This window comes from Niastella caeni, assembly GCF_004834005.1.
Taxonomy (GTDB): Bacteria; Bacteroidota; Bacteroidia; order Chitinophagales; family Chitinophagaceae; genus Niastella; species Niastella caeni.
The window spans coordinates 120,489-145,256 of sequence record NZ_STFF01000008.1; the positions used below are offsets into that span (position 1 = coordinate 120,489).

Sequence of the window (24,768 nt, forward strand, 5' to 3'; positions counted from 1 at the left end):
ATCAAACAACAATGAAAATTTATAAAATATCAAAAATACTAATAGCTACGCTGGTTGTTTTTGTGATATCAACCTCGTTTGTACATCGCATAGCAAGCCGGCCGGCAAAAGTTATAAAGCTGGGGTTTATTCCTTTAACCGATTGCGCACCGCTGGTGATCGCCAAGGAAATGGGGTTCTTTCAAAAATATGGGCTCGATGTACAGGTTTCTAAGGAAGCATCATGGGCCAATGTGCGCGATAAAATTTTAAACGGAGAGCTCGATGGCGCTCATTGTTTGTTCTCAATGCCTTTCTCTGTGTACACAGGCATTGGCGGTAAAGCCGGTTCAGAAATGCGCATTGCGATGATGTTGAATAACAATGGCCAGGCCATTACGCTTTCCAAAGATTTCTGCGGCCTGGTTGGGTTTAAAGAAATTAAAAAAGTAGCCGGTGCTGTAAAATCGGTACAGTCCCGGAAGGAAGTAACCTTTGCCCAAACCTTTCCCGGTGGCACACACGATCTTTGGTTACGCACCTGGCTGGCTGCCTGTGGTATTAGCTCTAAGTCAGTAGGGATCATTACCATTCCGCCGCCGCAAATGGTTGCCAATATGCGGGTTGATAACATGGAAGGCTATTGTGTAGGCGAACCCTGGAACGGTGTTGCCGCTGCACAAAATGTTGGGTTCACCCACATCGCTACGCAGGATATCTGGAAACATCACCCTGAAAAAGCACTGGTGGTTAACAAGGCATTTGCCGAAGGCAGCCGCGAAGACCTGAAGAAAGTAATGATGGCGATATTGGAAGCCTGTAAATGGCTCGACAATATGGGTAACCGCAAAAAAGCCGCTCAATTTCTTTCACGCCCTAATTATGTGAATGCGCCGGCTTCAGTGCTGGAAGCCCGCCTGATGGGAAGCACTGACCTGGGTTGTGAGCTGGGTGTGCAAAAGTATAAAGACGATTATATGTTGTTCCATAACAACGGTTTTGTAAATGCGCCCCGTAAAGCACATGGTATTTGGGCAATGTCGCAGTATGTACGGTTTGGTTATATCGGTGCATTGCCGGGCAATTATAAAGAGATCGCTGATAAATTGATCATGGACGACTTGTATGCTGAAGTAGCGAAGAGCATGAACATACCGGTTCCTGCAGATGATATGAAGCCATTCAAGTTGAACATTGAAGCGGTGCCATTTGATCCTAATAACCCGAAAGCGTACATCGCTGCTTCGCCAAAATAAACCCAATTAAGTAACCATTCAATTGTTAAAACAATGAAAGCAAAAGCAATAAAAATAGGATGGTCGGTGGTGTATTTCGTAGCAGGAATGCTGTTGTTGCTGGGGATGTGGGATATGGTTTCTCGTATGACAAAAGGCGAGCTCCCTTCGCCGGTGGCAACATGGGGAACCTTTAAAGAAGTAATGACCAATCCCTGGCAGAATGATCCCGATTACAAGGGCATTGGTATAAAACTGTTAAGCTCTTTGGCACGTGTGGGTATCGGTTTCGGTTTGGGCAGTTTAATTGCCATTCCGCTGGGTTTTGTATTGGGCAGCAGCCGCATCGCAATGAATATCATCAATCCCATTGTACAGATCTTAAGGCCGGTGTCACCACTGGCCTGGTTTCCGCTGGGACTGGCCATTTTCCAGGATTCGCCCAAAGCCAGCATCTTTATGATCTTCATTTGCTCTTTGTGGCCAACGCTCATCAATACGTCCTTTGGCGCATCGAGCATACCACAGGACCATAAAAATGTAGGCAAGGCATTCGGATTTTCAGTTTGGAAGTATATAACCAAAATAATGTTGCCCTATACCTTACCTCATATCTTCACCGGATTGCGTTTGTCGATAGGCGTGGCCTGGATGGTGATCGTTGCCGGTGAAATGTTATCGGGCGGTATCGGTCTCGGGTATTTTGTTTGGGAAGAAGGGTTTAACGGCGGTAGTATAGGAAAGATCCTGGTGGCGATCCTGATCATAGGAGCGGTTGGGCTGTTGCTCGACCGGATATTTACCAGTTTACAAAAGCGGTTCACCTATGCGGTATAGTCAATTAATTTTTTAACGCGTTAAAAACCGATAAACAATGAGCACAGCAACCACTAACATAGCGACAAAAAATATTGCCGATTCCATTTTGGAACCGGTATTGACACCCACAACCGCAATAGGGATCAATAATGTTACCGTAAGTTTTAAAACACCGAAAGGAACATATACCGCGGTGAAGGAAATTTCCCTCACTGTACAAAAAGGAGAGATCGTTTCGCTGATCGGTCACTCTGGTTGTGGTAAATCAACCCTCATGGGAACTATCAGCGGCATGGTTAAACCCACGACCGGTGAAGTAATTGCCAATGGCAAAAAAGTATTCGGTCCGGGGCCCGACAGAGGCATTGTTTTCCAGAATTATTCCCTGCTGCCCTGGTTATCGGTGTACAGGAATATTTATGAAGCCGTTGACTCTGCATTGAAAGAACTGTCGAAAGCGGAAAAAAGAGAACTGGTTGAACGCAATCTGAAAACCGTGCATTTGTGGGATCATAAAGACAAATTGCCTGGACAATTATCAGGTGGTATGAAACAGCGTGTGGCCATTGCCCGTGCTTTCGCCATCAACCCTTCGATCCTGTTGCTCGATGAACCGTTTGGGGCCCTCGATGCATTGACCAAAAGTAATATGCACGTAGAGTTGCTGAAATTATGGAACCTCGACAACCGGGAAAAAACGATCGTGATGGTTACCCATGATATTGAAGAAGCCATCTTTTTGAGCGACAGGGTAGTGGTAATGAATAACGGTCCGGAAGCAACGATCAAAGAGATTGTGCCGGTTCCCCTGGAGCGGCCGCGCAATAAAAAAGATATCGTGCATGATCCGGTTTACATGCAAACGCATGACAGACTGCTGAACCTGCTAATCGACAAGTTCTCTATAGCTGATATTAAGGATTGAGTTGATAAGTTGAGAAGTGACAAGTTCACAAGACTATTCACAGGAACAATAAACCCAATTCCGGTAAACTGGTAATCGGTTACCAGTTTACCGGGTAACCAAAACAAACAAAGCTAATTTTTTTAAAACAGTATTAATTTTTGAATCATGAATCAACCGCTTGCAAAGCTGAACATTTTTTCGGGTAAGGGCATACAGATGCGCACTTTCCACATTACCTGGCTAACTTTTTTCTTTTGCTTTTTTGGCTGGTTCGGCATTGCGCCGCTGATGCCGATCGTACGCGAGCAATTGCATTTAACCAAAGAGCAGGTAGGTAATATTACCATCGCATCGGTGTCTGCTACCATAATTGCACGGTTGATCATCGGTCGTTTGTGCGATACGCTGGGGCCCCGTTTGTCGTACACCATTTTGCTGGTGATAGGCGCTATCCCGGTAATGTGTATTGGCTTTGCCAACAGCTACGAATCTTTCTTACTGTTCCGTTTGATCATCGGTATCATTGGCGCCTCCTTTGTAATTACCCAATTCCATACATCGGTAATGTTTGCACCTAACGTAGTAGGTACTGCAAATGCCGTTGCCGGTGGCTGGGGTAACCTGGGTGGTGGTATTACCCAAATTGCAATGCCATTGATCGCTGCCGCTTTTGTTGGCGCCGGTTATATTGACAAAGCCAATTCATGGCGCATTGCCATGATAGTACCGGGCGTTATATTGTTGATAATGGCATTCCTGTATTACCGTTTTACCAAAGACACCCCGAATGGTAATTACAATGAGATCAAACGCCAGACAAAAGAAAAAAAGAAAGGCACTTTTGTAATAGCATTAAAAGATTACAGAACATGGGTGCTGGCAATTGCTTATGCCGCCTGTTTCGGTATTGAGATCACCGTTGATAACGTTGCCGCTACTTACTTCGTAGATAATTTCAAAGCGAGCATTATTATGGCCGGCGCGCTGGCCAGCATCTTCGGTTTCATGAACATCTTTGCCCGGGCGCTGGGTGGTATTTTCAGCGACAAAGTTGGTAAAATATATGGCTTGCGCGGTAAAGGATTGTTGCTGGCCGGCTTCCTGGTGCTGGAAGGTATTGGTATCATTCTCTTTGCCAAAGCGGGCACCTTGCCAATGGCTATTGTTTCCATGTTAATATTTGCCTTGTTCCTGAAAATGGCTAATGGTGGAACTTATTCAATTGTACCATTTGTAAATAAAGATGCGATCGGTAGTGTAGCGGGTATTGTTGGTGCGGGTGGAAACATCGGCGCCATGCTGGTAGGCTTCCTGTTTAAATCAAAGAACATTTCTTATTCTCAGGCTTTTTATTATATAGGTATTGGTGTAGCCGTAGTTGGGTTGGTGGTGTTGGTTACCCATTTGCGTACTTCAAATAAAGTGCAGTCGGCTACAAATATTAAAGACGACGCGGCCCTGGCCAGAGCATAGATAAAACGGATGAATATTAAATATTGAACGTCGATTGTTGAAGGGAAAGAAAAAACAAAAGCAAGGAAAAAATAAAATAAGGAACAATGAGTAATAAAGTGTCGGGTGTTATTTCAATATTCAATACCTGCCTGCCGGCAGGCAGGTTCGACATTCAATATTCAACGTTTCTAAAGTATAATCATGAATAATCAGCATCCCGAATCAATGACCACCACCTGCTGCTATTGCGGAGTTGGATGTGGCGTGGTAGTAAATAAGGATAAGAAAGGGAATATTACGGTTGAAGGCGACAAGCAACATCCGGTCAATAAAGGCATGTTGTGCAGCAAAGGCATGAATCTGCATTATACTATCAATGATAAAAGCGATCGCTTGCTGTACCCGCAGATGCGCTACAATAAGAACATGCCCATGCAACGCGTTTCATGGGATGAGGCGTTGGAGCGCACTGCGGCTGTATTCAAAACATTCATCAATAAGTATGGTCCTGACTCCGTAGCCTTTTATGTATCCGGGCAATGTCTCACCGAAGAATATTACGTGATCAATAAATTGATAAAAGGGTTTATTGGCAGTAATAACATCGATACCAACTCCCGGTTATGCATGAGCAGCGCCGTGGTAGGTTACAAGATGTCATTGGGCGAAGACAGCGTGCCCGTTTGTTACGATGATATAGAAGCGGCAGATTGCTTTTTCATCACCGGCGCCAATCCGGCCTGGTGTCACCCCATTTTATGGCGACGGATAGAAGCGCATAAAGCGGCGAATCCGAATGTAAAGATCATTGTTGCCGACCCGCGTAAAACTGACACCTGTTCTTTAGCTGATGTGCATTTGCAACTGAACCCCGGCACCGATATTACGTTGAACCATGCTATTGGCAGGTTGCTGATCGAGAACGGGGATGTGGATCTTGATTTTATTAAGAATCATACGGAAGGATTTGAACAATATAAAAAGATCGTATTTCAAAGAACACTGGCAGAAGCTGCACAGATCTGTGGCATCGATGAAGTGACCATTAAACTGGCGGCACAACATATTGGTAATGCCAAAGGTTTCATCAGCATGTGGACGATGGGGTTGAACCAAAGCGCGATTGGCGTAAACAAAAACCTCAGCCTTATTAACCTCAATCTTATCACCGGCCATATTGGAAAACCGGGTTCTGGTCCGTTTTCATTAACGGGACAGCCGAATGCCATGGGTGGACGTGAGGTGGGCGGTTTATCGAACATGTTGCCGGCGCACCGTAACCTGGCCAATCCCAAACACCGCGAAGAAGTACAACAGTTCTGGGGTGGCACGCACATTTCTGAAAAGGCCGGTCTTACCGCAACAGAAATGTTCGATGCATTGAATGATGGCCGGTTAAAAGCCATCTGGATCATTTGCACCAACCCGCTGATCAGTTTGCCGAATGTACGGGCCGCGGAAGAAGGTTTGAAGAAAGCGAAGTTTGTGGTAGTGCAGGATATGAGCAATCGCCCCGAAACCCTGAAATATGCAGATGTTATATTGCCCGCCGCCACCTGGACGGAGAAAGAGGGCACCATGACCAATTCTGAACGACGCATTGCTTACCTGAATAAAATTGTTGATGCACCCGGTGAAGCATTACCGGATGCAGAAATTATCTGCCGGTTTGCTCAGAAAATGGGCTATCATGGTTTCGACTATGCCGATGCATCGGCTATCTATGATGAACATGTGCAGTTGACTGCCGGCACCAATATCGATATTAGTGGGTTAAATTATAGTACGTTAAAAAACAGGAGGTCAGTGCAATGGCCGTATCCCAAAGGGGAAACAGGCCAGGGCACTGTACGCTTGTTTACTGACAAAACTTTTTATACACCTTCTGCCAAAGCCGTCATTCACCCGGTGCCTGATGACCTCACCAGTGAAAAGCCAGATGGCGATTTTCCGTTTATTCTAACCACCGGCCGTATACGCGACCAATGGCATACGATGAGCAAGACCGGTAAGGTGAATAAACTGAAGCAACATATTCAGCAATCATTTTTGGAAATTCATCCCGAAGATGCGCGCCGCCTGCATTTGAAAGACGGTGATATTGCCATTGTAAGCTCGCGTCGCGGTGAAGTGCGCGTAAAAGCCACTGTTTCCAACACAATAAAAAAAGGCGTTGTATTTCTGCCCATGCACTGGGGCAAGATCCTGAACAACGACCTCAACCGGGCAAATAATGTTACCAGCCCGATGATAGATCCCATTTCAAAAGAACCTGATTTTAAATTCTGCGCCGTACAGGTAGCGCCATATAAAAAGCCACGCCAGCGCATTGTGATCATTGGCGCCGGCGCCGGTGCATTTGGTTTTGTGAAATCGTACCGCGAAATGAACAGTGAAGATGAACTGGTGATCTTCAGCAAAGAGAATTTTCCTTTTTATAACCGGGTGATGTTGCCCGATTACATCAGCGGTACCCAAAGCTGGGAGCAGTTGATCAAAATGAAGGAATCGGAAGAGCCCGGTTATAATATCAAGTTGCATAAAGGCGTGAGCGTTGAGAAGATCGACCGGGAAAATAAATGTGTGGTAGATTCTACCGGCCGTACTACTTATTATGATGTGTTGTTGATGGCAACCGGTAGTCGTGCAGCAGTTCCCCGTAATGTGCCTGCGTTAAAAGGTATTTTCACCATGCGCAGTCGTACCGATGCCGATGAATTCAAGAACCACGTACCGCGCGATGGCCATGTAGTGATCGTAGGTGGTGGATTGCTTGGTCTTGAGCTGGCGGCTTCGTTGCGTGAAGTAGATATCAAGGTTACCATCGTACAGCGGATCTCGCGTTTCCTCGATCGTCAGTTAGACCCATTGGGAAGCCAGTTGCTGCACGAAGAAATGTCGGATCATCAGTGCGATATTTATTACGATGATGAAGTGACGTTGTTCTATGGCCGCAGTGAGTTAACCGGTATACGCCTGAAAAGCGGCGTGGTGATCAATTGTAACGCCCTGGTATTTGCCATTGGTACTATTCCCAATATTGAGCTGGCCAAAGAAACCGGCCTGCATTGCCAGCGTGGGGTTATTGTAAACGAACGCCTGCAAACAAGCGATCCAAACATTTTCGCTATTGGTGAAATTGCCGAGTTTGAAGGCATGCTGTATGGTATTACTGCCGCAGCGGAACAGCAGGCGCATATAGTGGCTCGATATTTACAAGGCGATATCGCAGCCTTCTATGGCGGTAGCCTGTTCATGAACATTATTAAAATACATGGCTTCGATCTTTGTAGCATAGGTATACCGGAATGCCCGAACGAACAGGATTACGAAGAGATCATCTTCCTGGATAAAGCCAAACGTTATTATAAAAAATGTATCATTCACCATGACCGGTTGGTAGGCGCTATTTTAATAGGCGACAAAAGTGAGTTCCAGGAGTTCAGGGAACTGATCGCCAATAAGATTGAGCTGAATGAAAAGCGCCTGCAATTACTCCGCAGCGGTAAAAAAGCAGAACCGGTATTGGGTAAGCTGGTATGTAGTTGTAATAACGTGGGCAGCGACAATCTGAAGAATAAGATCAATGAAGGTTGCACTGATCTCAAGCAATTGTGCTCTGTAACGGGCGCGGGTACCGGCTGCGGTTCGTGCCGGCCCGAAGTGCAAAGGATTCTGGAAGAAACATTGGCAAATGTGACTAACGGTTTGTTGGTGAAATAATAGAAAGGCAACGAGCCATCGAGGCAACAAGGCAGCGGCGCTACAAGTTGAAGAACCACAAACCATAAACCACAAACAACAAACCGATTTTATGCGCAAGTATCATCATATAAAAATCAACCTGCCGGGTGGCATCGTGGCTGCCGGCGATCTGCATGCATGGATGGAAGCTGCTGAAAGATGTGGCGTAGACCAGGTGCAATTCGGTAACCGCCAGCAATTGTATTGCCGGGCCGATAGCGCCAATGAGAAAGAATTCCGCAACGAGCTGGATCAACTGGGTGTTTTTTATGAAGTGAATCGCGATGAGCATGCCAATATTCTTACTTCGTATGTGGCAGAAGATGTATTTCAAAACGCCAACTGGTTAAGTGAAGGCGTTTATAAAGATATTCTGGGTTTGTTTGATTATCGCCCGCGGTTGAAGCTGAACCTGGTTGATGCCAGTCAAAGTTTCATTCCGTTCTTTACCGGTAACATCAATTTTATATCGTCACCGCTAAGCAACTATTGGTATTTGTATGTTCGTTTTCCCAGGACCACCATTATCTATTGCTGGAAAGGGTTGATCTATTCAGACGATATTCCCCGCATAACCCGGTTGTTGGAAGAAGCGATCATAAAAAATAGCACATTGACCGATGGTGATGCCCTGTATAACCTGGTGCATGCCAAAGAACAATTCATCATGCAACCCGTTGCGGCCGAGTTGGGCATTCCCCAATTTGCCCTGCCTTATTACGAAGGGTTTAACCGGTATGGCGAAAAAACATGGCTGGGCATTTACCGGCGCGATGAGTGCTTCCCCGTTTCGTTTTTAAAAGATATTGCTGCAATATGTTTGAAGACCAAGGTAGGTCAGTTATATATAACACCGTGGAAATCGCTTATTGTAAAAGGTATTGCCCAAAACGATCGTGCCGCCTGGGACATTGTGTTGAACAAGTACCGCATCAATGTGCGTCATGCCGCCAATGAACTGAACTGGCAGATCGAGGACCTGAGTGAAGAGGGGTTGAATTTAAAGCGATATATTATCCGTCAATTTGATAAAGACGATGTGCGTACATATGGACTGAGCTTCGCTATCAAAACCAAACAGAAATCGGGCTTGTTCGGTTTGTTTGGTGCTGTTGTAATAGCGAAACAGTTCAATACAAGCCGCAATAAAAGCGCGGCCATGAACCGGTACGATATAATGTACACCAGGGATTTTAATCCCAACTCAAGGGAATATATCTTATTTCGCAAAGGGGTGCTGAAGGAAGAACTGGGCGCTTACCTGATCGCGCTCTGCAAATACTTTTATGATCTTACTACCGAAGAAGCAGATAAAATTCTACACAATGTGTACCGGCAGGAAGTGGTGAAGGAGCCTGTTGCCAAATCAGCGGTGAATGTACCCGTTATTTACCAGTGCAGGCATTGCTTTACGGTGTATGATGAACAATACGGGGATAGCGAAAATGGTATCGCTCCCGGTACGTCATTCAGTCAGTTGCCAGATGCATACCATTGCCCGGTGTGTGAGGCCGGGAAATCAGAATTTCAGGTAGTAAAACCGGAGGTGGCTAAAGCCTAAGGGCAACGTATCAATAATTCATCATATTTAACATTCCTTTTTTCTCCTCCAAATCAAGTCCGGGACTGGATTTAGGGACGTTTGTGCTTTTGACCCCTGAACCCTTATCTTTGTTCCATGAAACCCACTATAACTATAGAATATTGTCCGAAATGCGGATGGTTGCTGCGGGCTGCGTATATGGCACAGGAGTTGTTAACCACCTTTGCAGATGAGTTGCAGGGTGTGTTACTTAAACCCAGTGAAGTAAGTGGCCGGTATACTATTTGCATCGGGGAACAAAAGGTTTTTGATCGTAAAGAGGTGGGCGGTTTCCTGGAAATTAAAGAAGTAAAGCAGTTGGTGCGTGATGTGGTGGCGCCGGGTAAAAGCCTCGGGCACGCAGATCGCAAAGTACATGACTGATAGCTTGATTGATCACCTTCCCAGTATATAATTATGGAAAACTTGTTAGGTGTAATATTATGTGGCGGCGAAAGCAAGCGCATGGGCTCCGACAAGGGGCTGTTGCCGATTCGTAATACCATATGGGCTAAACATATGCATGAGAAGCTGGCCATGTTCCACCTGCCGGTGGTGTATTCGGTTAATCAGCAACAGGTGCTCACGTATGTTGAAGAAGTTTCTCCCGAATTATTGGTGGTTGACAATGCTGAAGTGGAAGGCCCGTTAAAAGGACTGCTCAGCGTTCATCAGCAATTTCCTGATAAAGACCTGCTGTTACTGGCTTGCGACATGCTCGATCTGGATGCCGGTTCCATCAATCATCTGTTACAGGAATACATGCGCGATAACCAGTATGATTTTTATGTATACCAGGATGCCGATTTTGCACAGCCTTTTTGCGGCATATATACCCGCACCGGTTTGGAAAAAGTGGCAGGTCGCATTATGATCGGGCGATTGAAAAATTACAGTCTGCAAGCCATTTTCGATGAAGGGCATACACTGCGGTTACCCATCCGCATTCCTCACGTGTTTCGCAATTATAACTCCAATGCAGATATCGAGGCGTATTTTGAGCATTAGGGGGAAGAAGGCAACGAGGTATAAAGGCATCGAGAAATACAGCTCCGGAACGACTTACTTCATTATTCGATATTGGGTATTCAATATTCTTCTGTTTTCCGGCCTTCCTCATTTCTCTGTTTTTCATTTTTAATTCTTCATTTCACTATCCCATTTTTTTAACTAAGCTACCTAATATCTTCAGTCCACGTTCCACCCCATCGTTCCACGGTTGGCCATAACCAATTCGCATATAGTTGCTATAGCGATCGCGCATGGAAAAAATTCTCCCCGGCGCAACCGAAACCTGGTATTTCATCGCCTCCTGGTATAGTTGAAATGTATTCACTTTTTTATTCAGTTCCAGCCACAATACAAAACCGCCTTGGGGTCTCGACACCTTGGTGTCGGGCGGAAAATAATCGAGTATGCCCTGTACATAGCGCAGTTGCTGGGTATGCAGGGACGTACGTAATTTTTTCAGGTGATAATCGAACCGGCCTATGCTTAGGAAATGCGCCATGGCATGTTGGGTAATGGTAACCCCGGTGATCGTGTGCCGCGTTTTTAAACGAGTGAATTGTTCCTTAAAGCGGCCGGGAATGGTCCACCCGATGCGATAGCCGGGGGCCAGCGATTTGCTGATAGAAGCGCAATACAATACCCAGCCTTCGGTATCATAGGTTTTGCAACAGCGCGGCCGGTGATGACCAAAATACAACTCCCCATAAATATCATCTTCAATTAATGGAATGCGATGTTTGGTGATCAGTTCAACCAATGCCTTTTTATTTTCATCGGGCATGCAACAGCCGAGCGGGTTGTTAAAGCTGGGAACGAACACGCAGGCCTTGATGTTTTCTTTTTTAATCGCCTGCTCCAGGTAATTCAGGTCGATACCGGTAACCGCATCGGTTGGAATTTCAATAACGTGCAATCCCAGCGACTCCATTACCTGGAAGATGCCAAAGAAGGTAGGCGTTTCAATGGCTACGGTATCACCCGGTCGGGTAACTGTTTGCAGGGCGAGCGACAGGGCTTCCATACATCCGGCGGTGATCACCACGTCGTTCGCTGTAATTTTTCCACCCCAGTTAAACGCCATCCGCGCAACCTGTTTGCGCAATTCCAGGTTACCCTGTACCTCTTCATACGTAATACAACTGGTTGCCGAATGACGAAATGCATGCACGAGCGATTTATTCAATTTGGCCGCGGGCAACAGTTCCATGGCCGGCGCTGCTATAGCCAGGTTGGTGACATCGGTAGCGCTCAGTTTTTTAAAAACGGCGGCCACCATTTCATCTACACTGATGGTACCGGCAAGCGTTTCCGGTTTCGGCGCAGCGGGTAAAGCAGGAAAACGTTTTTGATTGAAGCGAACATAGTAACCCGACTTGGGCCGTGACTCGATCAATCCTTTTCCTTCGAGATAATAATATGCCTGGAAGGCCGTACCCATGCTGATGCCGTATTCATCACTCAGCATGCGTACCGAAGGCAGCTTATCGCCGATCTTCAATATTTCATTGTGGATCATTTTCTCCAACCCCTCGGCGATCTGCAGGTACAGGTGATCTGCCCCGCTCAGTTTGTTTTTGTGCATGAATGTGATATAGTGAATCTGATATACTTAAAGTTACGAAAATTGGATCTGATACACAAGGGTGGAAAACAGAATTTGATAATTGGATAATGTGATAATTCGATAATTACTATTCTGCATTAGGCCTGCAGCTTAGTTATAGCTTGCAGCCTTCACAATTCATTAGCACATTCTTCATCTATGCCTCGTCTCCATCTTCCCATCGGGATAACCAATGAGGGCAATATCGGCCATATTTACAAAGAGGCCATTATCTGCAACGCCGGGGATGGCATTGAGATCATACGTTAAGATATCGGGGTGTTCAATATGCTGAAAGGGACAGTCGAGTATATAATGACCATGATCGGTAATAAAAGGCTGGTCGTCTTCCATGCGCAAAATAGCTTCTACGTGGTAAGTCTCGCGAATATGACGTTGTACCTGTTTCCAGCCAAAGGGAATTACATCTAATGGCAATGGAAATTTGCCGAGTTGCTTTACCAGTTTTGAGGCGTCGGCAAGGATGAGCAGTTCGCGCGAAGCGGCCGCTACCATTTTCTCCTGCAATAAGGCGCCGCCACCGCCTTTTATTAATTGCAACTGCGGATCAATTTCATCGGCGCCATCGATGGTAATATCTATGTTGGTTACGGCGTTCAGTTCGGCCAGCGGAATATTGCACTGGGCAGCCAGGGCAGCGGTTTTTCTGGAAGTGGGAATAGCCCTGAAGAAAAGCCCGCCCTTTACCCGCTTACCCAGCTCCATAATGAGCCAGAAGATCGTAGATCCTGAACCAATACCAATGGTCATATTGTTTTGCACCAATTGTGCCGCCTGTTTAGCTACTAATTGCTTGATCTCTTCCTGCGTAAGCATATAATGAAGATAATTTGAAAAATTGTTAATTTAACAATAGAGAGTAACATTCCCATAAGCAGTATTAACAATTTAGTGGCCATTATACGGTCATATAAACAACTTATAAGGAATATTGAATTTTGCGATCGCTTAAATGAGTAAGGAGGGTCAATGGTGAATGGTCAATGGTGAATAAAACAAGGTGAGTTGTGAGTATGCCCGCCGAAGCCTCTCCACTTTTATTTTGCCTTCTAAAGCGCCTCTTTACGGCATACACTAGCTTGTAAGTAGCCTTTAAATAGCCTTCAGGCTTGTAAAGCCTTATTAGTATAATTGCTAAAACTGTAAAGTTCGCTTCAGTTTAACCCTCCCAAGTGTAAAGTGATTTTAGTTCGAGACACGCTGTTGTATACTACAATTTCTCCCACTTGTTTCCTGACCTCGTCCCGGACTTCTCCCGCTTTTCATTGGAGAAAGCGGGAAAAACCGGGAGAATGGCGGGAGAAGGTGTTGAGCAGTCCGCCATGAGGTTAGGAGCCAGGTGGGAAGGCAATGGGAGGGAAAATCAGGAAGTAAAAATGAAAAACAGCGAAATAAGGAAGGGATGCCCAAAAATTATCACAGTGAATGAGTAAAGTCGAAGCACTATTGAAGTGAAAAGAAGGAAAATAAGGGCGTTTTGTTCGGGACTGCTCCGGTATTGCCAGGGGTTTTGATTTGACTTTGTTCGGAAGTTGTTCGGGGTGCTATAGGGAGCATCCGAACAACCCCCAATGAAAGTCCGAAGAATCTCCGAACAAAAACCGGCGCAATACCAGCCGGACACCGATAAAATTCCAACGAAATAAAGCTTACGTGTTTAAGTGTCTTATACGGCAGCCCCGGCACTGCTACGGCAAAAGCTGCCTCGCAGCTACGCATATGCGTGTTTGATACGCAAATGCACTACGCTGTTCAGGCTTGACTACTAACCGTAATCAATAGTTCATCCTTGTCACATCGAACATGCTATAGCGTTAGAGAAAATATTTAGCAGTCCTGTTGGAGGAAAGTCCCAAAAAAGATAAAATCGGTTACCGGTGAGGTTTCTATATCGATATAGAAATCGGAGAAGAAAGCTTAATGCAAAAAAAACGAAAGCAAAACTCGTGAATGCCAATCGCGAGACGTGAACGGCAAAATAAAACGGCTTAAAATAATATGCAATCTTGAATAGTCAATAATCAATAAACAATTTGCAATAGGCAATATACAAGGCAAGCTACCTGCCTTTCGCCTGCTCGCCCCTCACTACTTACTACTCGCCCTTTAGGGGGCTCGACGACTCCCTCGTAAACAACTCCGTATCCAGGATCCTGGTCTCAAACTCCGTTACCGGGCGTTTGCTTTCAATGATCTGGATGAGCAGTTCGGTGGCCGTTTGTCCCATATCAAAAGCGGGCTGGCGTACGGCCGAAAGTGGCGGGTTGAACAGGTCGGCAATATTCGTATTGGTAAACCCGATGACCGAAATATCGTCCGGGATCTTTTTGCCGGCAGCTTTTAAAGCCGTGAGGCAGGAAGTGGTAATGCGGTCGCTCGCCGTTAAAATGGCATCGGGCTTTTGGGGGGCGCTGAACATTTTCTTGATCTCCCCTTCAATTTCTTCATAGATCATTCCGCCATGAATAGCATAATGCACCAGTTTTTCATCAAACGGCAGGTTATTCTTTTTCAGGGCTTCCTGGTACCCCTGCAGCCTTTCCCGGGTAATAGACAGGTTGGGCGAATTGGTAACGTGCGCAATGCGCGTAAAACCCTTATTGATCAGGTGCTGGGTGGCATCAAAAGCGCCCTTTATATTATTGGCGGTTACCTTATGGGTATTTATTTCATCGGTAATGCGGTCAAAGAAAACGACGGGCAACCCTTTATCGTGCAATTGCTTCAGGTGCGAAAGGTCGATGGTCTCGTTCGACAGGGAAACCAGCAATCCATCCACCGACCGGGAGGCCAGGTGCTGAATGGTCACCTTTTCGCGTTCGTACGATTCATGACTTTGGGAAATAATTACGTGGTACCCCCGATTGTAGGCAATGGATTCAATTCCATTAATTGCCTGCGAGAAAAACGTATTTGCAATCTCGCTAACTACCACTCCAATCGACCGGCTTTTCCGTTCTTTCAAACTCAAAGCGATCGGGTTGGGCCGGTAATTGATCTTTTCGGCGTACTCAAGTACCAGTTTTTTGGTTTCGGGACTAATTTCATAGCTACCTCGTAAAGCGCGCGATACGGTAGATGTAGAAAGTCCCAATGCCCTGGCAATATCCTTTATGGTTACAGTCTCAAATTTCACAGCGTGGCAGCTAAGTGCTGATAAAAATAGTCTTTTTCAATAAGACTGTTATATACCTTTTAAAATAACAAGTTGTAAACAATCACATGAATAATTGGCAATTGTCGGGCTACCCTAAAATTCGCAAACTTCCTATTGCCAATTGTTTATTGCCTATTGCTTCTGCCTTCTGCCTATCGTTGTCGGGAACGATTGCACAGAAAAAGGTCTGCGGAAATTACTATATTCAAAAATATCTCGTTAGAATTGGATTAGAATATTAAATACTTATTTACTAAACAACGCTTTTTTGATTGCTTTTTTATGTTCTTCATGTTACCGGCAGGTATTAATAATAGATAACTACCGGCAATTATCCACCCGAACCCCTGAATAAATGATCGGCCTTTTGAGTGAGCGTGCAAGAAAACCTGTTCAAACACCCGTACTGTTACATAAAGTGAATTGAGCCACAGGCTTTAGTCTGCTGGTTAACCGATTGCCTATAGGGCTTATCGATAAGCCCTGTATTCTCAAACCTAAAAGAGTCGCCATATGATTAAGTTTCATCCATTACTAGCACTGCTATTATTTATTCCGTTTTTTCTTAATGCACAAACCCGTCAGATCTCAGGAACGGTTACTGATGACCGGGGGGCGCCTGTTGCCGGCGTTACCGTTCAGGTGAAGGGGGGAAGAGCGGTTCAAACCGATGCCAAAGGCCATTTTACCATACCGGTTACAGGTACGGGAAATACTGTAGGTATAACCTTTTCGAGCGTAGGGTTTAAACCCATTACGGTTACCGGCAATAGCAGCCAGGAAATGCGTGTTCAAATGGAAAGAGATGCCACCACCCTGCAGGAAGTGGTGATCGGTTACCAAACCGTTCCGCGAACTAAAGTAAGTGGTTCGGTATCATCACTGGCGGGCAAGCAGATAAAAGATGTACCACTGTCTTCCGCAGCCGAAGCGCTGCAGGGCCGCCTGGCCGGGGTGCAGGTAACTGCCTCTGAAGGGGCACCGGGTAGCGATATCATTGTTCGGGTACGCGGCGGCGGCTCTATTACGCAAGACAACTCTCCTTTATATATTGTAGACGGCGTGGTGGTTGAAAATGCCTTGTCGGTGATCTCACCGCAAGACATTGCTTCTATCGACGTATTGAAAGATGCCTCCACAACTGCCATTTATGGCGCCCGCGCAGCCAACGGCGTGGTGATCATTACCACCAAAGGAGGCCGGGCCGGTAAAACACAAATTACCTATAACGGTTCTTTCGGCTGGCGCGAACTGCCCAAGACCATGGACGTTATGAGCCCATACGATTTTGTGGTGTGGCAATATGAAAGAAGCCGCGGCAACGTCGCCGACAGTTCCAGCTTTGCGCAAACCTATGGCAGCACCTGGGATACGCTGAACGTATATAAAAATTTCCCGGCCATCAACTGGCAAAAAGAAGTGTTTGGCCGTAAGGCGAAATACAGTAACCAGAATGTATCGCTGAACGGCGGCAGCGAAAACACTACTTATAATTTAAGCCTAACCAGCAATAAAGAAGATGGTATTTTGCTGGAATCGGGCTTTGACCGGTACCTCGTGAACTTCAAACTCGAACATAAAGCCTCGGATAAATTAAGAGTAGGTTTTAATGCGCGCTATCTCGATCAAACCATTCGCGGTGCCGGTACAACCAACAGTGGCACCCGCGCTACCAACCGCTTGCGGCACACCATTAATTACCGGCCGTTTGAGCTGCCAACACCAACGGGTGGTGTGGATGATTTTGACGAAGCCTATTACCTCGCTTCCAGCGGCGCCATTAACCCGGTTATTCTTACCAAAGCAGAATACCGGCGGCAGTTTACAAAGGCCACTTACCTGAGCGGTTATTTAAATTACAATATTGTAAAGAACCTGAGCTTCCGCTCAACATTCGGATATGACAATGCATTTGTAGAAACCGATCTCTTCTTCAGCAAGATCACGCCTACGGCGCGCAACTTTGCGTCGTTGCCAACGGCTTCCATTGGCGAGCAGCACAACAATACCATGAGCAATTCCAATACGCTGCAGTATAACCTGAATAATTATAAAGGGCACCACGATATCAGCGTGCTGGTAGGGCAGGAAATAGTTGACCAACGGATGAAGACAAGCGCCTTTGAAACGCGCTATTTCCCATCAGACATTACTGCCAAAAAAGCGTTGGAGAATATGGGTGCCGGTGCTGCACCGCCCGGTTCAGCCCAACCTTTGCCTACTACCTTTAAGCAACCGCCCAGCCGCATCTTCTCTTTGTTTGGCCGGGCCAGCTATTCGTTCGATGATAAATACTCAGCCACCTTTAACCTGCGTGCCGACCGGTCTTCGAAATTCAGCTCAAGCAATGGGACGCTGGTATTCCCGTCAGGATCAGTTTCCTGGCGTTTCAGCGAAGAAGATTTCATGAAAGATCTTTCGTGGTTAAATGACGCTAAACTTCGCTTCGGTTATGGGTCAGTGGGAAACAACCGTATCGATAACCTCCAGTATATACAATTATATGGTGTAACCGGTCAATATGCGTTCAACCATATAATACAACCCGGCGTAGCGCCTACGGCCTTGCGTAATCCCGATCTAAGATGGGAGCGCAATACCACTATGAACCTGGGTATGGACTGGGCTATGTTCAACAACCGCCTGCAGTTTACCGTTGATGTATATAAGAACACAGCCAAAGACCTGTTGCTGGCGGTGAGCATTCCACCTACAACCGGTTATACTACACAATTGCAAAACCTGGGTTCTACTTCCAACCGCGGTGTAGAATTCCAGATAAACGCTATTCCAATTTCCAATAAAGATTTCACCTGGAATACCAACTTCAATATCTCTTTCAATAGAAACAAAATTGAAAACCTGGGCGGGGTAAGCCAAATGACCCGCAACTCAGGCTGGCAGGGTAGCGATGGGGTAGATGACTACCTGGTAAAAGTGGGCGAGCCCGCCGGGCTGATGTATGGTTTTCTAACCGATGGCATGTTTAGTGTAGATGATTTTGATTACAACTCAACCACCAGGACCTATACCCTGAAAGCAGGTATAGCCAATAATGGTGTATACGGCACCGCCCAACCCGGTATGCTGAAATGGAAAGATATCAGCGGCCCCAATGGCGTGCCTGATGGCCTGATCACAGCCGATTACGACCGCACGGTGGTAGGCGATGCCAATCCCAAATTTACCGGTGGCTGGAACAATCAGTTATCATATAAGAATTTCGACCTGAGTGTGTTTGTAAATTTTGTGGTAGGCAATGATATTTATAATGCCAATAAAATTGAATGGACCGATGGCGCTTTCCCTAACCTGAATATGATCAACAGTATGAAAGACCGGTTCACCTGGATCAATGCATCAGGTGTACGGGTAACCGATCCCAAGGAACTGGCAGCGCTTAATGCAAATGCCAAAATATGGTCGCCGGTGCGCGTACAACGCTGGTGGCTGCACTCCTGGGCAGTGGAAGATGGAACATACTTACGGTTTAACAACGTAACAGTAGGGTATTCATTACCGAAACCGGTGCTTAACAAAATAAAACTCTCCACCTTCCGCGTGTTTGCCACCGTGAACAACCTGGCTACCCTCACCAGCTATTCAGGGTACGACCCGGATGTTACGGCCCGCAGAAACGACCCGTTAACACCCGGTGTTGATTTTGCCGCCTATCCGCGTTCACGTACATGGGTATTTGGAGTAAATGCAACTTTCTAACAAAACAAAAAACGATTGACGTATGAAACGTCCATGACAAAACTTTCAATATAACAATTACGACAATGAAAATTTTGTCATGGTAAGTTCCATCTGGCCAACATAACAATTAAAAAAAATTCAGATGAAGCATACACGATTGTATCAAATAATTACCGCCGCCATCATTGTAATATTTTCTATAACAGGTTGTAAAAAATATACTGAAGTAGAACCGCAATCAGGATATACAATTCCTGAAGTATTTTCCGATGTGCCCAATGCCACCATGGCTGTTATTGGCACTTATGATGAATTACAGGGCGATGCCGGTTATGGCATTCGTATCAGCATGTATTATCCGTATGATACCGATGAAGGTATTGTAAGTGGAAATATAGATAATGGCCGCCGCGGTGTTGGGCGTTACCAATTGTTGCTCACCAATACGGAAATATCCAACCCCTTCCGCCAGTTATACCGCGGATTGGAAAAAGCCAATTTGTGTATTGAGCAAATTCCGCAAATGAAATTGTATGCCGAAGGAACGGTTGCCGAGAAAAAAGAGTTGAAGCGGTTGTATGGCGAGGCCCTGACCCTCCGGGCGCAATTCCTGTTTGAACTCATCCGCAACTGGGGCGATGTACCGGCGCCGTTGATCCCTTCTTATCAGCAAAAAGGGTTGTTTATCCCGCGTACTGATCGCGATTCAACCTACGATATAATCCTCACAGATTTGGCAACAGCTATTGACCTGCTGCCCTGGCGCACAGAGGTTACGCGTAATGAACGCATAACCAAAGGCGCTGCAAAAGCATTGCGGGCAAGGATCGCTTTGTTCAGAGGTGGTTATGCTTTGCGCAGCAACGCCAAAATTGAACGCCGAAGCGATTACCTGAAGTACTACGAGATAACTAAAAAAGAATGTGAAGAACTGATGGCGCGCAGGGACCAGCATACATTGAACCCCAACTATGAAAGCATTTGGCGTAATGTAACTTCGTTTGTATATGATCCCCAGGGCGAGATCCTGTTTGAAGTGGGCGCCGGTGGTGGTAATGGTAACAGCGACAGCCGTATGGGTAATTACGATGGCCCTAACCTCAGCAATGCCTCCCGGTATGGCGCTGGCGGCGGCGGTATCATTATGCTGCCTAATTATTTTTATGCGTTCGATTCGGTAGATACGCGTCGCGATGTTACGGTGACCTGGTACGCGGTAAATGGAGCGAACAATGTTAAATCGATGCGGCGCCTGACTGAATTGAATACCGGTAAATACCGCCGCGACTGGCGCGTGCCCTTATTACCCGGCACCGTACTGAATGTAGGGTACAACTGGGCAATGATCCGTTTTTCAGATGTATTGCTGATGTATGCCGAAGCTGTGAATGAATTAAATGGAAGTCCCACCGCAGCGGCCATAACAGCTTATGAAGAAGTTCGGAAAAGAGCGTACAGAGGTAATGTTGGGCTGATAGGCACCACGCCCACAGATAAAACAGGCTTCTTTAATGCCCTGGCCAACGAACGTTTCCTGGAGTTTGGTCATGAAGGCATTCGCAAATTCGATCTGTTGCGTTGGGGCCAGTTGGCTACCAAGATCGATGAAGCAAGAACAAAAATTGAGCAGATCCGCACGGGCGCCGGCGCGTATGCAAATGTTCCGGATACAGTTTATTGGCGGAACGTGGGCGAAGAGATCCAATTCTATGCCGGCTCCAATACAGCTGCTACGGCACAACCTTTCTGGCAGCCCAAGCAAAAGCCAACTTCAGGTACGTGGAATGCATTGCCGTGGAGAACCTACCTGGTGACCAATGTAATAGACGGTAAGCCCTTGCGTACAGGTATGGCCTCCTTTTTCGTTTCCGGTAAAAGCGAACTGTTCCCCTTTGATCAGGCAACGCTGGATGCCTATCAGGGGCGGTTGACGCAGAACCCGGGGTATTGACGCAGAAGACAGCTACACGCTGCAAGCTGCACGCTACACGCAGTAAATCATTTAAATTTCAAATAGTTAAGCGTGTCACGGTTCCATAACTGTGACACGTTTTCTTTTATATGCGGATGGCTAATTGCTTATTGCGAATCTTCTTTTTATCTAGCTTATTCTGCCTCTGAAAATTACATCGTTGCCGGGAACGATTGCATAGATAAATGCATACGAAATCTATCATTTTAAAAAATATCTCAATAGTATTGACATTGGATTTATGTTAAAGACGATTGTAATTAATTAAGTAATTCAGGTTTCTGGCCCCTCCAGACAGGTATCCGGAATCTATAAGAACCTCAAAAAGAACCGCCATATGAGCATGCGAATTACCTTGGTAGTCCTTCTTTTCATTTCTCCATTTTTTCTATTTGCGCAAACCCGACAAATTAAAGGAACAGTCACCGATGAGAAAGGTGCACCCCTTGCCGGTGTAAGTGTGTTGGTGAAGAACATGCAAAATGCGCAGAACGGTACACAAACAGATGCGTCGGGAAAGTTTTCTCTGACTGTAGGTGGTAAAACCGGGAAAGTTACTTTGGTCATAAGTTATCTGGGTTATAAAAAAACGGAAGCATCTGCAGATGGTTCCAAAGCCCTGGAAATTCAATTGGATAAAGAAGACAATAGCCTGGATGACGTAGTGGTGATAGGCTACGGAAAAACTAAAAAAAGAGACCTGACTGGTGCAGTGGGTGTTCTTACTGGTAAGGACCTGATCAAAACGCCGGTGGCCAATGCTGCCGAAGCGCTTACCGGTAGAGTGGCCGGTTTGCAGATCACCACCACCGAAGGATCGCCCGATGCCGAAATAAAAGTACGGTTACGCGGCGGTACTTCCATTTCACAGGATAATGCACCCTTATATATTGTAGACGGTTTCCCGGTAAGCAATATCAATAATATTGCCGCTTCCAGCATCGAAACCATGACCTTCCTGAAAGATGCTGCGTCTACCGCTATTTACGGTTCACGCGCCAGCAATGGGGTATTCCTGATCACTACCAAAGAAGGTAAGGCTGGTAAAATAAATGTTTCTGCCAATGCTTATGCCGGGGTCAGAAAAATAACCAAAGAACTGGAAGTATTGAGACCGTACGAGTATGTAAAATACCAGTATGAGGTTGATCAGTCAAAAACCTTCCAGGATTATTATGGTTCTTATGCTGACCTCGATATATATAAATCAATAAAAGGAACCAACTGGCAAAAGGAAGTGTTTGGCCGTAATGCACAACAGCAATATTACAATGTGGGTTTAAATGGTGGTTCAAAAACAGCGCGGTTCAACCTGGGACTTACCCGAAACAAGGAAGAAAGCGTTATGATTGGTTCAGGATATGAGCGCAATAACCTCGATTTTAAACTCAATGGTGAAATAGGCCCAAAGGTCACGTTCGATCTTAATACACGTCTTGGTTTCATGAAGATCGACGGCGCCGGCGTGAATGTGGGGTCAGGTTCTGTTACCCGTTTACGTAACTCCATCAAGTATGCGCCAACCCGCGGTTTAAGTGAGTTTGATCAGAGTGTGATAGATGATAATACCATTACGGCAGAAGATCAAAGTTTGTTATACGATCCCGTTGCCTCAGCCAATGATGAATACAAAAAGCAATCCCGCCTCAACAGTACATTCAATGGCGGTGTTACCTGGAAGATCATGGAAGGCTTAAGCTTCCGGTCGGAAGGTGGTTTCGAATTCAGGAATGAGCGTACCGATAACGTATGGGGGCCACATACCAATGCTGCACAGCAATATGCCGGTCAGCCCATTGGTAATATCTATACCCTGAACGGTTCATCTTATCGCATCTCAAACTATTTCACCTACGATAAGCGGGGCATTTTCCCCGGCCATAATTTAAATGTGGTGGCAGGGCAGGAGATCCTTTCAGCCGGATATAAAACCGTTACCAACGAATCCCGTTTCTTTCCTACCTACATGAAATATGAAGATGTGCTGGCCAATATGAACTTTGGTACGGCCATCCCTACGGTAACCTATATTGCGCCGGATGATCGTATGCGGTCATACTTCGGGCGCCTTAATTATACCATCAACAATAAGTATCTTATAACAGCCACTTTCCGCGGCGATGGTTCCAGCAAATTTGCCGATGGAAAGCAGTGGGGCTTTTTTCCTTCTGCCGCCGTGGCCTGGAAAATATCTGAAGAAGACTTCCTGAAATCGGTTGACTGGTTAACCCAGTTGAAATTGAGGGCCAGTTATGGCGAAACGGGGAACAACCGCATTCTGGCCGGTCAGTGGCAAATGAAGTATATAACCAGCAACGAAAATAAACCCTATTACCTGGGCGAAGTGGAAGCCCGCAATTTTATTCCCGATAACCTGTTGTACAATCCTGAGTTGAGATGGGAAACTTCCATTATCAGAAACGTTGGGGTTGACTTTAGCTTGTTCAACAACCGGTTAAGCGGTACCGTAGATGTATATAAGAACACCACCCGCGACCTGCTGTTAACACGGCCCGTACCGCCTAACTCAGGTTATACGGGACAGTTAATAAATCAGGGCAGCACTACCAATCGCGGCATTGAACTTACCCTCGAAGGAAACATTGTAAATACAAAGGATTTCAGCTTGTCGGCCTCATTCAATATCGGGTTGAACAAGAATAATGTAGATGAATTTAAGAACGGCGATATAAACTATAAAACGTATACTTCTGGCTGGAATGGCACTGCCCAACCGCTGGAAGATTTCCTGGTACAACAAGGTCAGCCGGTGGGCCAGATGTACGGTTATGTTACCGATGGCATGTACACCTTTGATGATTTCACCTTTAACACCACTACCAAAAAGTGGGACCTGGTATCTGGTGTGCCTGATAACAGTTCATTGATCTCGCCCGGTTATTTTGGTCCTGGTATCCTGAAGTTCAAAGATATCAGCGGCGCCGATGGCAAGCCCGACGGCAAAATTGACGCCTATGATAAAACCGTGATCGGTAATGCCAATCCCAAACATCAGGGGGGCTTTAATCTGAATGCCCGGTATAAAGGCTTCGACTTCCTGGCATTTTTTAACTGGACATACGGAAACCAGATCTATAACGCCAATAAGATCGATTATACTACTTTACTGCTCAGTCGTAAATACCAGAATATACTGGCTGAAATGGACCTGAATCACCGCTTCACGATCATTGATCCTGAAACCGGATATAATGTAGCAACCGGTTCCAATGCCAATCCTGAGCGCCTGATGCAATTAAATGAGAACGCTACTATCTGGAGTCCTTTAATGACGGTAACACCCCTGCACTCATGGGCTATTGAAGATGGATCATTCCTGCGCCTGAACACGATAACTGTGGGCTATACGGTTCCCCGTAATTTATTGCGCCGCGCCCACATCAGCAACCTGCGGGTATACGTAACAGCGTACAACCTGCATACCTGGACGAGCTATACAGGATTTGATCCGGAAGTTGATACCCGCAGAAATCCGCCTGTAACGCCTGGTGTTGATTTTTCTGCTTATCCAAAAAGCCGCTCATTTGTAGGTGGTATTAACGTAACATTTTAATTGACTT

Annotated in this window: 14 protein-coding genes; 11 read left to right on the top strand and 3 right to left on the bottom strand. The window is 45.9% G+C overall.

All coding sequences use genetic code 11. The features are described from left to right. The first annotated feature begins 11 nt into the window (after nucleotides 1-11). The 8 genes from FAM09_RS24120 to mobA all read left to right on the top strand — a co-directional run bounded on the left by FAM09_RS24120 (nucleotide 12) and on the right by mobA (nucleotide 10,729). The gene (locus FAM09_RS24120) at nucleotides 12-1,235 is read left to right on the top strand and encodes a CmpA/NrtA family ABC transporter substrate-binding protein (protein ID WP_136579728.1); all 1,224 of its coding nucleotides are present in this window, start codon (nucleotides 12-14) and stop codon (nucleotides 1,233-1,235) included. A 33-nt stretch (nucleotides 1,236-1,268) separates the two neighbouring features. Further along, nucleotides 1,269-2,051, top strand: coding sequence for a nitrate ABC transporter permease (gene ntrB / locus FAM09_RS24125; protein WP_136579729.1), 783 nt, complete (start codon nucleotides 1,269-1,271; stop codon nucleotides 2,049-2,051). Between the two features lie 37 nt (nucleotides 2,052-2,088). Beyond that, the gene (locus FAM09_RS24130; RefSeq protein ID WP_136579730.1) at nucleotides 2,089-2,958 is read left to right on the top strand and encodes an ABC transporter ATP-binding protein; all 870 of its coding nucleotides are present in this window, start codon (nucleotides 2,089-2,091) and stop codon (nucleotides 2,956-2,958) included. Nucleotides 2,959-3,105: 147 nt separating this feature from the next. Further along, nucleotides 3,106-4,413: a NarK family nitrate/nitrite MFS transporter gene (locus FAM09_RS24135; protein ID WP_136579731.1), complete on the top strand. Its 1,308-nt coding sequence runs from the start codon at nucleotides 3,106-3,108 to the stop codon at nucleotides 4,411-4,413. A gap of 183 nt (nucleotides 4,414-4,596) precedes the next feature. Then, entirely contained in the window at nucleotides 4,597-8,118 is a 3,522-nt protein-coding gene (locus tag FAM09_RS24140) for a nitrate reductase (RefSeq protein WP_136579732.1), read from the top strand. A gap of 91 nt (nucleotides 8,119-8,209) precedes the next feature. Beyond that, entirely contained in the window at nucleotides 8,210-9,700 is a 1,491-nt protein-coding gene (locus FAM09_RS24145) for a rubredoxin (RefSeq protein WP_136579733.1), read from the top strand. Between the two features lie 117 nt (nucleotides 9,701-9,817). Further along, a complete protein-coding gene (locus FAM09_RS24150) occupies nucleotides 9,818-10,105 on the top strand; it encodes a SelT/SelW/SelH family protein (protein WP_136579734.1) in 288 nt (95 codons plus the stop codon). 33 nt (nucleotides 10,106-10,138) lie between these two features. After that, complete coding sequence (gene mobA / locus FAM09_RS24155; RefSeq protein WP_136579735.1) at nucleotides 10,139-10,729, top strand: molybdenum cofactor guanylyltransferase; 591 nt, start codon at nucleotides 10,139-10,141, stop codon at nucleotides 10,727-10,729. 145 nt (nucleotides 10,730-10,874) lie between these two features. Here mobA and FAM09_RS24160 read toward each other — a convergent pair whose 3' ends face one another. From FAM09_RS24160 to FAM09_RS24170, 3 genes are all read right to left on the bottom strand, one after another. Beyond that, complete coding sequence (locus tag FAM09_RS24160) at nucleotides 10,875-12,314, bottom strand: aminotransferase-like domain-containing protein (protein WP_136579736.1); 1,440 nt, start codon at nucleotides 12,312-12,314, stop codon at nucleotides 10,875-10,877. 174 nt (nucleotides 12,315-12,488) lie between these two features. Then, nucleotides 12,489-13,172: a ribose-5-phosphate isomerase RpiA gene (gene rpiA, locus FAM09_RS24165; protein WP_136579737.1), complete on the bottom strand. Its 684-nt coding sequence runs from the start codon at nucleotides 13,170-13,172 to the stop codon at nucleotides 12,489-12,491. 1,279 nt (nucleotides 13,173-14,451) lie between these two features. Next, nucleotides 14,452-15,492, bottom strand: coding sequence for a LacI family DNA-binding transcriptional regulator (locus FAM09_RS24170; RefSeq protein WP_136579738.1), 1,041 nt, complete (start codon nucleotides 15,490-15,492; stop codon nucleotides 14,452-14,454). 534 nt (nucleotides 15,493-16,026) lie between these two features. On the opposite strand from FAM09_RS24170, the gene FAM09_RS24175 reads away from it, so the two are divergent. From FAM09_RS24175 to FAM09_RS24185, 3 genes are all read left to right on the top strand, one after another. Then, the gene (locus FAM09_RS24175) at nucleotides 16,027-19,233 is read left to right on the top strand and encodes a SusC/RagA family TonB-linked outer membrane protein (protein ID WP_136579739.1); all 3,207 of its coding nucleotides are present in this window, start codon (nucleotides 16,027-16,029) and stop codon (nucleotides 19,231-19,233) included. Nucleotides 19,234-19,357: 124 nt separating this feature from the next. Then, a complete protein-coding gene (locus FAM09_RS24180) occupies nucleotides 19,358-21,166 on the top strand; it encodes a RagB/SusD family nutrient uptake outer membrane protein (protein WP_136579740.1) in 1,809 nt (602 codons plus the stop codon). Between the two features lie 358 nt (nucleotides 21,167-21,524). Beyond that, a complete protein-coding gene (locus FAM09_RS24185) occupies nucleotides 21,525-24,761 on the top strand; it encodes a SusC/RagA family TonB-linked outer membrane protein (RefSeq protein WP_136579741.1) in 3,237 nt (1,078 codons plus the stop codon). Nucleotides 24,762-24,768: the final 7 nt, after the last annotated feature.

What these genes read in the sequence shown, in the direction of transcription:
- FAM09_RS24120 (WP_136579728.1), top strand. Translation starts at nt 12, where the DNA reads ATGAAAATTTATAAAATATCAAAAATACTAATAGCTACGCTGGTTGTT.
- ntrB (WP_136579729.1), top strand. Translation starts at nt 1,269, where the DNA reads ATGAAAGCAAAAGCAATAAAAATAGGATGGTCGGTGGTGTATTTCGTA.
- FAM09_RS24185 (WP_136579741.1), top strand. Translation starts at nt 21,525, where the DNA reads ATGAGCATGCGAATTACCTTGGTAGTCCTTCTTTTCATTTCTCCATTT.
- FAM09_RS24140 (WP_136579732.1), top strand. Translation starts at nt 4,597, where the DNA reads ATGAATAATCAGCATCCCGAATCAATGACCACCACCTGCTGCTATTGC.
- rpiA (WP_136579737.1), bottom strand. Translation starts at nt 13,172, where the DNA reads ATGCTTACGCAGGAAGAGATCAAGCAATTAGTAGCTAAACAGGCGGCA.
- FAM09_RS24175 (WP_136579739.1), top strand. Translation starts at nt 16,027, where the DNA reads ATGATTAAGTTTCATCCATTACTAGCACTGCTATTATTTATTCCGTTT.
- FAM09_RS24160 (WP_136579736.1), bottom strand. Translation starts at nt 12,314, where the DNA reads ATGCACAAAAACAAACTGAGCGGGGCAGATCACCTGTACCTGCAGATC.
- FAM09_RS24145 (WP_136579733.1), top strand. Translation starts at nt 8,210, where the DNA reads ATGCGCAAGTATCATCATATAAAAATCAACCTGCCGGGTGGCATCGTG.
- FAM09_RS24135 (WP_136579731.1), top strand. Translation starts at nt 3,106, where the DNA reads ATGAATCAACCGCTTGCAAAGCTGAACATTTTTTCGGGTAAGGGCATA.
- FAM09_RS24150 (WP_136579734.1), top strand. Translation starts at nt 9,818, where the DNA reads ATGAAACCCACTATAACTATAGAATATTGTCCGAAATGCGGATGGTTG.
- FAM09_RS24180 (WP_136579740.1), top strand. Translation starts at nt 19,358, where the DNA reads ATGAAGCATACACGATTGTATCAAATAATTACCGCCGCCATCATTGTA.
- FAM09_RS24130 (WP_136579730.1), top strand. Translation starts at nt 2,089, where the DNA reads ATGAGCACAGCAACCACTAACATAGCGACAAAAAATATTGCCGATTCC.
- mobA (WP_136579735.1), top strand. Translation starts at nt 10,139, where the DNA reads ATGGAAAACTTGTTAGGTGTAATATTATGTGGCGGCGAAAGCAAGCGC.